The following is a 9046-nucleotide window of genomic DNA, read 5'->3' as shown; positions in this document are numbered from 1 at the left end:
CGGCGGCTCTTCTTCGTCATCTTCGCTCCTGATTCGCAGCAAGAATCCTCGCCGCTGTCAGGCAGAAAATCCACTCAAGCTACTGTCCGAATTTGCGGGGCCAGCTCTCAGCATCTTGTTGACCGCCGATAAACTTGGTGGCTTCAGGGTCCGACAAAAAGGCGGTCCACGCAGGTAAATCAGCGGCACTCGGACGGCGTAAAAGTAGCCGTTCTGTTTCTATCACTTTGCTATTCCTTTGGAGTGAAGCGGCTTATTTCAGGATAGCGTGCGCGAAGTAGATCGAGAAACGGTGGCAGCGACGGGTTGCAATTCGTGTCTCGCCAGCAGACACGAAAATTGAGTCGCGTCGGGCCGTCGGCATCGCGTAATTCTCTGAAGCTAACTCCTGGATAGGTGGCGCCCGTTGCGCCTTCTAGCGCCAAGAGGAGTCCCCAGCCAGCACCGACCAAAGTGAGAAAACGGTCGAGCGAAATGTCGTGGCTACACAGCTGGGTGGGGTCGTTGGTTCCCATCTTGCTCATGAACAGCTTTAGAAATTCGGGCCCTGGACCGCGCATAGGGAGCAGCAAAGACTCAGTCCTGAGATCCTCCCAATTTAGGGCATCGTGCGTGGCTAACGGATGCGTCTCGGGCACCGCGACAACGACACGTTCGCTCCAAACCGGTAGCGATTTATCAGCCCACCGGAGATTTCCTTCGATCAAGAAGGCGACGTCGATCGCAGAATTTGCAAGATCAGATAGCAGATGATCGCCTGAGCCATCGACGAGTCGTGTGTCCACATCCGGAAAACGCGAACGGTGATCTAGAAGCGTGGCGCGAAGATTCCCGGCGGAGAGCGAAGCGTGAACGCCTATGGTCAACCGACCGCTTTCGCCGCGTGCACGGGTTCTGAAGCGACTGGCAATCCCCTGTGTCTCGTCCACGATCCGCCTGGCCGCGTCGAGAAATTCTTGGCCAGCAATCGTCGGGCGCGTGCCTCCGTTAGTTCGCTCGAATAACGTGGCACCGAGTTTGTATTCGAGAACTCGCAAACTGCGGCTGAGCGTTGATTGCCGCACGTTTAGTTCCTCCGCCGCTTGTCGGAGGCTTCGGTGTTGAGCGACGACAAGCGCCCATTCTAGCTGTCGAAGCTCGATACTCATAAATCGGTTGCCCCGCGAGGACGTCGGCGAACAAAGTTAATATTCCAGCTTCATCGCCTCTATGGTTTGGACGTTGCAGGTCACATCGATCTCCGCGATGACACCGTTCTTGGTTTTGAATCTGAAGACGGCAATCGGCTGCCCCCCAATAGGGACCACGAGGCCCGGGCCGCCATCGACCCACGCTGGTTGCGCTCCCTGAGCGCGGCCCAGAAAAAGTTTTGCAATCGGCTCGCGACCGTGAAGGGTCGGCGTCCGGAATGCTGGTGCCCCCTGATCGGCGCGTGCCGCGCTGGCGGCGATCGCTGCCGCATCGGCACGTAGGACTATATCGGGATCAAGGATCGCTAAAAGGCCGGACAAGTCGCCGCCCCGCGATGCAGTCAAGAACGCATCGACGATTTCCCGATTCCGCAGGCGATGCGCCTCCGAATGACCCGCCTGCCCTCGGACGCGCCGACGTGCCCGACTGGCCAACTGCCGCGCCGCTTCGGACGAACGGTCGATGATGCCAGATATGTCCTCGAACGACAGATTGAACATGTCGTGCAGGATGAAGGCCACGCGTTCCTGTGGAGACAACATGTCGAGTACGGCCAGCATGGCCGTGCCGATGGCGTCGGCCATAGCTATATCGCGCTCAGGATCGGCATCGGCAGGCAATGCCTCGGCTTCAGCCCCAATGGGCTCCTCCCGTCGTCTTTTCCGAGTGCGCAATTGATCCAGGCAGACGCGCCCGACGACAGTCGTGAGCCAGCCGGTCAGATTCTCGAGGCTGTCGGGAGTTCCCCGACAAAGGCGCAGCCAAGCTTCCTGGACGGCATCTTCCGCCTCCGCGCGCGACCCGAGCATGCGGTAGGCCACCGCCTGCAGATGCGCTCTGTTGGCTTCAAACTGTTCGGCTAGAAATTGCGCATCCCTCATCGGTCACATTCCCTCGGTTTGGCACGTCATAGGGTTGACGAATGACGTCAGGCAGATGTGACAGGAGATTAGGATGTTAAAGGCGAGGATGAAGAATCCGGGCTTTTTGATCGAGGGCGCAGTACCCGCGATACAGGCGCTCATCGCCGCTACACAGGCTGCGGGCGTCGATCCCAGAGTGCTCCATCTCTCACATTTGCGCGCAAGCCAGATTAACGGTTGCAGCTTCTGCGTCGATATCGGGACTAAGCATGCCAAGAAGGAAGGAGAATCGGACGAAAGGCTCCATGCCGTCGCCGGCTGGCGTGAAGCGCCATATTTCTCCGATGCGGAACGCGCGGCTCTCGCGCTCTCTGAAGCGATGACCGCGCTGGACATGCGTGATCCCGTTCCCGACTCGGTCTGGAGCGAAGCGGCAGAGCGTTTCGACGAGAAACAGCTCGCCGCCCTAGTCCTGTGGATAGGGACCATCAACATGTTCAATCGAACCAACATCGCGACGCGGCAACCGGCAGGTCAGCCTCTCGGAGGCTAAGCGCCGCTCGTCTCGCGCCCGCGGGCCTGCGTTTGCGGGCGCGAATGAGCAGGATCGCCGGTTGTAGAAGCCCATCCCTGAACGGCGGGGCGAACGTTATGGCAGCTGTTGGAAGTGTTATTATGAGCATCATCGTACACCATCTCGAGGATAGCCGCTCCCTACGTGTGCTTTGGCTACTTGAAGAGCTTGGGTTGAAGTATCAGGTCAAGTATTACCAGCGCGAGCGGAGGACCATGCTTGCGCCGGCGAGCCTTAGGCATATTCACCCGCTCGGGAAGTCGCCTGTCATTCAGGACATCGATGGTGGAGTTGAGCGGACTGTCGCAGAGACAGGTGCCATCATCGAATATTTGGTCGAGAAGGCAGGAGGGGCGTTCGGTGCGCCTCCGGCCCGGGAAGATGCTCTTATGTACCGATATTATCTGCACTATGCGGAAGGGTCATTGATGCCGGTGTTGTTTACCCGGCTGGTTCTCAGCCGCGTTCCAATTTTTTGGCAATGTCGCGATCCGCAAATTCCAGCCGCTGATCAATGTCCATCTCGAGTTTGTGGAAAGCGAGCTTTCCAGACGGGCATGGTTTGCCGGTGACGAGATCACCGCTGCCGATGTGATCATGAGCTATCCCCTGGAAGCGGCGCGAACCCGCTCCAGCATGTCAGCTACGTCGCATCCGAACATCTATCGCTGGCTCGACAGCGTTCATTCCCGTCCGGCACATATTCGGGCTGCGGCCAATGCCGGGAAGCCATAAGGCAGGGCTGACTATAGCCGGATAGGACTCGAAGACAGATGATGAAGCTGCTACGGCGGGTCGCAGATGACAATGCGATAGGCGACCTGCGCCCGCTTCCGGTTCCTTGCGCCCTCGTGGCCGCCGCTGCCTTCGTGATCCTGCGGCTGACATTTGTGGGCTATGTATTCCCCGGCCATAAATTTGCGCCCATCAGAAACGCGACGGGCGGCCTTGTGCAGCCGACCTTACTGGCCAATCTTACGATTCTTGCCGTTGTCGTCTTTATTCTCGCCTGCGTCGGTCGACAGCGTCCCGGCGACCTTGGTTGGTCCGGCTCACTGCGGACAGCAATTACGGGAACAGTCTCCGTCTGGCTCGCGATCAACGCGATCGAAGCCGTATTGGCACTCTCCGTCGGAGGCCCAATCTGGAATCGCGACTGGGCAAGTGCACCGGCGAAACTCGTCGGCCGCTGGATGGCAGAGACGGTTGGGACAGCCTTTTTGGAGGAAACGCTTTTCCGAGGAGTCGCCTTACGTCAGATCGCCAGGTGCATCGGCACATCGAGCTGGACTGCGACGCAGCGCTGGAGCGTTGCTTTGGTCCTGTCACAGCTGCTCTTCGCCATCATGCATATCCCACTGCTCGTCTATGTCGGTGCACCAGTTTTGACGTCGTTACCGGGCCTGTTCCTGGCAGGGGCTGCCTTGGCAGCGCTCTATATGGTCACGCGTAATTTATTCCTCTGCGTCGGTGTGCATGGCCTCGCTGATGCACCAACCTTGATCGTTATCGATCGCCTCAATCTCCTGGAAAGCCAATATTTCGCGGTCTTGTCGTGCACGGCGCTTATCGCCGTGGCACTCTCCCTCAAAAAGAACCGCACCGTCGCTCTCTATCGGACCCTGTTGGACCAAGCTTTCAAACTCGACAGGGCGCCCATAAAATTGCGTGGCCAAAGCTGAGACGTGCCTCGCATCCCCCGTCGTCAGAAATTGGCGACGTGCCAGGCCGCGGGAACGGAACTGAGGATGTCGGTCCAGATACCCCGATAGGCCTATTGCCGTGGCCTCCGGCTGCGAAAATAGCCGCGTCGACACCGGCAACTCTGACGCGAAATAGCTCTCGACGAGAGGATAGTGGGTGCAGCCCAAAACGCAGATGTCTGGGATGCCATCGCTGTCCAGCATCTGCCCGACATAGCGCCGGACCGTCTGCCTGATCTCAAATTCTGGCGCGGAGCGTTCAATCAATCCGACCAGGCTGGGACAGGCTTTCTGTATGACGCGGATGTGTGGAGCGCGACGTTCGATCTCGGTTACATAAGCCCGCGTCCTGACGGTGTGGGCGGTTGCAAAAATTGCGACCTTTACCAGGCTAGCAGCGGACGTGGCGCGGCTCGTACCTTTATCACCAGCGTGCCAGGGCTCGCCGGTGATTGCTTCGACAACGGGCACGATCACGCCGATCACGCGCCGCGAGGGATGGTAAAGGGGCAACCATGTTTGCTGCAACTGCCGCAATCCCGTGGCGGCAGCGGTGTTGCAGGCCACGACCACTAACGAGCAGCCTCGATCAAACAACATCTCTAGGGATCGCAGCGTCAGTGCGTAGATGTCATCCGGCGAGCGGTTTCCATAGGGCGCATGGCCGTGGTCGCCGAGATACAAGAAAGACTGATGCGGCAGTTCGTGCTCCAAGGCCCGCATAACGGTGAGACCACCGCTGCCAGAATCGAACACCCCGATAAATTCGCCGGACTCTCGTTCTTGCTTCATTGCCCGGCACAGCCGTCAGGAGGTTGCCGAAGACGGATCATGATCTGCGCAATCTCGGCGCGGGCAGCATCGTCTTCCAGACGCATGTCGTTGAACTCACCCTCGGCAACGGCGTCTGATAAGCGTTCGATCTGGAACAACGCGACAGCGATCACCTCGTCGGGAATTTCCGCCCTGCCGGCCCAAGAGCGAACAAACGCAACCTGCCGAATCCGACTTGCGGCGCGAGCCTCCCGAATGGTCGGATCCTCCGCGGATAACTGTCGCAAGCTGCGACGAAAATTCAGGTGGCTGCGATGATGGGAGATTATCGTGTCAACCAGCTCCTCGATCACCGCGGAGGCAGCTATCGCCTCGAGCAGCGCAGCCTTCTCCTGCTCTTCCCAACTTCGATAAACCGTCACGAAGACGTCGGCCTTATCCTTGTACCAGCGATAGAAGGTCTGCGGCGCAAAGCCCGCTCGGCGGGCAATTCGATTGGTATCGGTGCCGTCGAACCCATGTTCGTTGAACTCGGCCATGGCTGCCGCCGCCAGCGCAGTCGCCGTAGTCGGTCCAGCCTCGCCGGATGCCATCCGCAACACTCCACATTTATTGACTATTCAATGTGATATTGATATCACTTCGTGCTCGTCAAGGCGAGATTATTGATGACAAACCTTCGCGCGCAAATCGGCGTTCCGGCAGACTCTGCCATGATCGAAATCGACGGGGTGCAACTGGCGGTCGCGCGCGACGGATCTGGCCCGGCGGTCGTTTGCCTGCACGCTATCGGCCATGGAGGGCGGGATTTCGAAGCCTTCACCGAAGCAATGAGGGGGCAATTCGAAATCATTCGAATCGATTGGCCTGCTCAAGGCCGCTCGGGCCCAGACCCGCACCATAGCGCCAGCGCCTTGCGCTACGCTGAGTTGCTGGCTGGGATATTGAGCAAATTGGGAATCGTCAGGCCGATCATTCTCGGCAACTCCATCGGTGGTGCTGCGGCGATGATCTATGCGTCTCGCGCGCCAGTACGGGCACTGGTTCTATGCGATCCGGGTGGCCTGGTCGCCGTGAATGGATTTGCGCGAGCATTCTGTGGATGCCTCGCCTCATTTTTCCGGGCGGGCGCGCGCCATGCACGATGGTATCCGACCGCGTTCGGCCTTTTCTATCGTCTAGTTCTCCCAAAGCGGGAAGCCCACGCACAACGCGAACGGATCGTCGCCGCAGCCTATGAAACTGCGCCGGTCTTGGCGGAGGCGTGGACGAGTTTCACGAAACCTGAAGCCGACATTCGGGCCTTGGCTGCGGGGCTGAAATTGCCAGTCTGGTTCGCTTGGGCGCGAGGCGACAAGGTGGCGCCACTCCGCTTCTGCCGCCCGGCCATTTGTAAGATGCGATATGCTCATCTCAGCGAGTTTGACGCCGGCCATGCTGCGTTTCTTGAACAGCCTCACGCGTTCCTGAAAGGCTTCCATCACTTCATCAACGGCCTGACCGACTGATCTGGGCGGCCTTTCATCGTTTACGCGGAGGCACCTCTTGCAGAGTTTCTACCAATTTCTGGATGCGCCGCTGCCGAACCTCCGCGCTCTTGGCTTGCTCGATCGCATCGATGTGCTTCTTCCGAAGGGAGAAAGGCAGACGGTCGAAAGAGACTCTCGCCTGCGGATGGTGGTTGAGCGCGGCAGCGAGATCGTCAGGTTCGGCAACGACTCTCGGTGCATCATCGATTTCAACATCAATTTCGATCATGTCGCCTTCACTGACGCCTGCAGCTGCGCGGTTCGCGGCGCTGATCCCTATCAGTCGTTGCCCGCGCATCGCCGCCACTCTGCTGCGCCACGTATGGCCGTTGATCGAAATCGTTATGAGCGGTCGCGCCTGCGGTCCAAGCGCGCGCACGACATCCTCGGGAATTTCAACTCCCGTAGCATTTCCGGAAGGGATGACTTTTGCCTGAAACTTCATCCGAGCACCGCCTGCATTGCTGATCCGGTGCAGCACCCCGTGGCTCTCACCCAGCACGAGGCACCCGCCTTATGTTCTAATGATAAGGTTCCTGACCGGCGTGTAAACCGTCGCTTCAGTCGAATTGACTGTCGTCGATGACCGCCATTGCCCACTCTCGAAACGTCGAGTTCTCAGCATCGTGCATGACCGGCTCGGGTGACGCCCAGACGGTGATTACCGAGCGGCCTAAGACGACGACCAGGGCCACGAAGCCGGCGATCGCTAAGGACTTGAAACTGTTGCGTCGCCTGCTGCGCGCGAAAGACCGAATGGACGCCGCTCCCCATGAGCAATGGCCGATAGCACGCCTCGCTTGGGTGAGCGGCGCTTCAGAAGCCTATTTTGCTCGCTCCTTTCGGAATGCGTTTGGTACGCCGCCGCATCGCTATCTCATGACGCGCCGCGTCGAGCGCGCCGCTGCCTTGTTGCGCGACACCGGACTGCCGATCATCGAAATAGCGCTTCAGACCGGATGGAACAGCGTCGGGACTTTCGGGAGAACCTTCCGGGACGTGACCGGCGAAAGTCCTAGCGATTTGCGGGCCAGAACGCAGTCGATGCCGGGAGATCTTGGACGGGTTCCTAACTGCTTCGTCAGCGCCGCGCAGCGCCCTCATCTCAAAATGGCAGTTTCGGAGAAGCGGCGCCAAGTGAAAGCGGATAAGCCCTGCTAGCGAAAGGGGATCGATATGGCCCAAGGTATTCAAGTTGTCGGACTATACGTTGATGATCAGGATGAAGCTCTCCAGTTCTATGTGGAGAAGCTCGGCTTCAAGCTCCACACCGATGCGCAAAATGGCGATTACAGGTGGCTGACTGTTCAGCACCCAGATCAGCCTGAGTTTCAATTGGGGCTATTCAAGCCGCAGGCGCCATCCGTTGATGACGCGACCGCTCAAACCCTGCTTGAAGCTGTGGCCAAGGGCGCCATGCCCCCCCTCGTCCTCGCGGTGAGCGATTGCCGGGCAACTTACACCACCCTGATGAAGCGCGGCGTCGAATTCATCCAGGAACCGGTCGAGCGCTACGGCTCCGTCGACGCCGCCTTTCGCGATCCGTCGGGTAATGGCTGGAAGCTGGTGCAAGGCCGCTAGGAGACGCCATGTGCATCATCCCAACCTGGCTGCTTTTTGAAAGAGGGCGCTATGACCTTGCCGAACTGGATGCGACAAAGCCATCGCTGGCTGGGCATCATCCTGACTCTGACCATCCTCGCAAACTTTGTGGTGAGGGCGTTCGCAACGCCGCCGGCCTACGTGGTGTACGCACCGCTGCCGCCGCTGGCGCTGTCGCTGATCAGCGGCCTTTATATGTTTTTTCGTCCCTATCTCCGGAAAAACGATGAACTGCGTCAGTAGCGAAAGCGGCTCAGCAGGCCGACCTCGTTGGAAGACTTCATGACGCAAGGCTTAGAAATTCGTCCCGTCTTGACCATGAGCGACGAATTGAATTCGCTCATGGTCGAAGCCGACCTCGAGGGTCACCATTTTATGCGCCGCCTCCGCAAAGAATGGGAGGCGGGCTTAAATCGTTTCGATGGCGATGGCGAATTTCTGCTGGGAGCCTACTGCGACCAACGCTTGTGCGGTGTCGGTGGCTTGAACGCGGACCCTTATTCCAGCCTCCCAGCGATTGGGCGCTTGCGGCACCTTTATGTTGCGCCTCCTGCTCGCCGTCTCGGCATCGGCACGATGCTCGTCAACGAGATCAGAGTGCGAGCGATGCAGCGATTCCTGGCTTTGCGTCTTCGCACGTCAAGCGTCGCAGCCGCGGCCTTTTATGATCGGCTAGGCTTCGAGAAAACGGACGAAGAGGCCGCTAGTACCCACTTTTCTTGGAACGTGAGTCGTGATTCAAGGTCGGGATGATACCCGAAGCAAGAGAAGTCCACCTTTCGAGGAAAGATCGCAAGGTGCTTGAGGCGT

The 9046-nt window shown here is 58.9% G+C and carries 12 protein-coding genes and 1 pseudogene; 9 read left to right on the top strand and 4 right to left on the bottom strand.

The genetic code is table 11. The features are described 5' to 3' along the window. Window positions 1-230 precede the first annotated feature (230 nt). Together QJT78_RS45865 and QJT78_RS45860 are read right to left on the bottom strand one after the other, a co-directional pair. Complete coding sequence (locus QJT78_RS45865) at window positions 231-1148, bottom strand: LysR family transcriptional regulator (protein WP_038945395.1); 918 nt, start codon at window positions 1146-1148, stop codon at window positions 231-233. A gap of 36 nt (window positions 1149-1184) precedes the next feature. Next, window positions 1185-2072 carry a sigma-70 family RNA polymerase sigma factor gene (locus QJT78_RS45860; RefSeq protein WP_038945394.1) on the bottom strand — a complete coding sequence of 296 codons (888 nt, stop codon included), beginning with the start codon at window positions 2070-2072 and terminating at the stop codon, window positions 1185-1187. Between the two features lie 73 nt (window positions 2073-2145). Between QJT78_RS45860 and QJT78_RS45855 the strand changes: the two genes are divergently transcribed. The 4 genes and pseudogenes from QJT78_RS45855 to QJT78_RS45840 all read left to right on the top strand — a co-directional run bounded on the left by QJT78_RS45855 (window position 2146) and on the right by QJT78_RS45840 (window position 4907). Beyond that, window positions 2146-2607, top strand: coding sequence for a carboxymuconolactone decarboxylase family protein (locus QJT78_RS45855; protein ID WP_038945393.1), 462 nt, complete (start codon window positions 2146-2148; stop codon window positions 2605-2607). 122 nt (window positions 2608-2729) lie between these two features. Then, window positions 2730-3363: pseudogene (locus QJT78_RS45850) on the top strand (glutathione S-transferase). Between the two features lie 38 nt (window positions 3364-3401). Continuing rightward, entirely contained in the window at window positions 3402-4310 is a 909-nt protein-coding gene (locus QJT78_RS45845) for a CPBP family intramembrane glutamic endopeptidase (protein ID WP_080586850.1), read from the top strand. A 174-nt stretch (window positions 4311-4484) separates the two neighbouring features. Beyond that, window positions 4485-4907, top strand: coding sequence for a hypothetical protein (locus QJT78_RS45840; RefSeq protein WP_202801368.1), 423 nt, complete (start codon window positions 4485-4487; stop codon window positions 4905-4907). Between the two features lie 212 nt (window positions 4908-5119). On the opposite strand, the gene QJT78_RS45835 is transcribed toward QJT78_RS45840, so the two are convergent. Continuing rightward, window positions 5120-5698: a TetR/AcrR family transcriptional regulator gene (locus tag QJT78_RS45835; RefSeq protein ID WP_038945391.1), complete on the bottom strand. Its 579-nt coding sequence runs from the start codon at window positions 5696-5698 to the stop codon at window positions 5120-5122. Between the two features lie 120 nt (window positions 5699-5818). Here QJT78_RS45835 and QJT78_RS45830 point away from each other — a divergent pair, with 120 nt between their 5' ends. Next, window positions 5819-6613: an alpha/beta hydrolase gene (locus QJT78_RS45830; RefSeq protein WP_157790117.1), complete on the top strand. Its 795-nt coding sequence runs from the start codon at window positions 5819-5821 to the stop codon at window positions 6611-6613. 13 nt (window positions 6614-6626) lie between these two features. Here the strand turns inward: QJT78_RS45830 and QJT78_RS45825 are convergent, their stop codons facing one another. After that, window positions 6627-7136, bottom strand: coding sequence for a YdeI/OmpD-associated family protein (locus QJT78_RS45825; protein ID WP_202801367.1), 510 nt, complete (start codon window positions 7134-7136; stop codon window positions 6627-6629). A gap of 80 nt (window positions 7137-7216) precedes the next feature. Here QJT78_RS45825 and QJT78_RS45820 point away from each other — a divergent pair, with 80 nt between their 5' ends. Genes QJT78_RS45820 through QJT78_RS45805 form a run of 4 tightly spaced genes read left to right on the top strand, consistent with a single transcriptional unit; the run spans window position 7217 to window position 8989 of the window. After that, complete coding sequence (locus QJT78_RS45820; protein WP_312016902.1) at window positions 7217-7795, top strand: helix-turn-helix transcriptional regulator; 579 nt, start codon at window positions 7217-7219, stop codon at window positions 7793-7795. Window positions 7796-7810: 15 nt separating this feature from the next. Continuing rightward, the gene (locus QJT78_RS45815) at window positions 7811-8215 is read left to right on the top strand and encodes a VOC family protein (protein ID WP_038945387.1); all 405 of its coding nucleotides are present in this window, start codon (window positions 7811-7813) and stop codon (window positions 8213-8215) included. 51 nt (window positions 8216-8266) lie between these two features. Then, complete coding sequence (locus QJT78_RS45810; RefSeq protein ID WP_038945386.1) at window positions 8267-8479, top strand: hypothetical protein; 213 nt, start codon at window positions 8267-8269, stop codon at window positions 8477-8479. Between the two features lie 39 nt (window positions 8480-8518). Beyond that, entirely contained in the window at window positions 8519-8989 is a 471-nt protein-coding gene (locus tag QJT78_RS45805; RefSeq protein WP_281460658.1) for a GNAT family N-acetyltransferase, read from the top strand. Window positions 8990-9046 lie beyond the last annotated feature (57 nt).

The organism is Bradyrhizobium sp. Mp27 (assembly GCF_029953005.1).
Lineage (GTDB): Bacteria > Pseudomonadota > Alphaproteobacteria > Rhizobiales > Xanthobacteraceae > Bradyrhizobium > Bradyrhizobium barranii.
The sequence above is the reverse complement of the archived record's forward strand: the minus strand, read 5'-3'. Positions and strand labels throughout refer to the sequence as shown.

What these genes read in the sequence shown, in the direction of transcription:
- QJT78_RS45845 (WP_080586850.1), top strand. Translation starts at nt 3,402, where the DNA reads ATGATGAAGCTGCTACGGCGGGTCGCAGATGACAATGCGATAGGCGAC.
- QJT78_RS45830 (WP_157790117.1), top strand. Translation starts at nt 5,819, where the DNA reads ATGATCGAAATCGACGGGGTGCAACTGGCGGTCGCGCGCGACGGATCT.
- QJT78_RS45860 (WP_038945394.1), bottom strand. Translation starts at nt 2,072, where the DNA reads ATGAGGGATGCGCAATTTCTAGCCGAACAGTTTGAAGCCAACAGAGCG.
- QJT78_RS45865 (WP_038945395.1), bottom strand. Translation starts at nt 1,148, where the DNA reads ATGAGTATCGAGCTTCGACAGCTAGAATGGGCGCTTGTCGTCGCTCAA.
- QJT78_RS45810 (WP_038945386.1), top strand. Translation starts at nt 8,267, where the DNA reads ATGACCTTGCCGAACTGGATGCGACAAAGCCATCGCTGGCTGGGCATC.
- QJT78_RS45815 (WP_038945387.1), top strand. Translation starts at nt 7,811, where the DNA reads ATGGCCCAAGGTATTCAAGTTGTCGGACTATACGTTGATGATCAGGAT.
- QJT78_RS45855 (WP_038945393.1), top strand. Translation starts at nt 2,146, where the DNA reads ATGTTAAAGGCGAGGATGAAGAATCCGGGCTTTTTGATCGAGGGCGCA.
- QJT78_RS45805 (WP_281460658.1), top strand. Translation starts at nt 8,519, where the DNA reads ATGACGCAAGGCTTAGAAATTCGTCCCGTCTTGACCATGAGCGACGAA.
- QJT78_RS45820 (WP_312016902.1), top strand. Translation starts at nt 7,217, where the DNA reads ATGACCGCCATTGCCCACTCTCGAAACGTCGAGTTCTCAGCATCGTGC.
- QJT78_RS45835 (WP_038945391.1), bottom strand. Translation starts at nt 5,698, where the DNA reads ATGGCATCCGGCGAGGCTGGACCGACTACGGCGACTGCGCTGGCGGCG.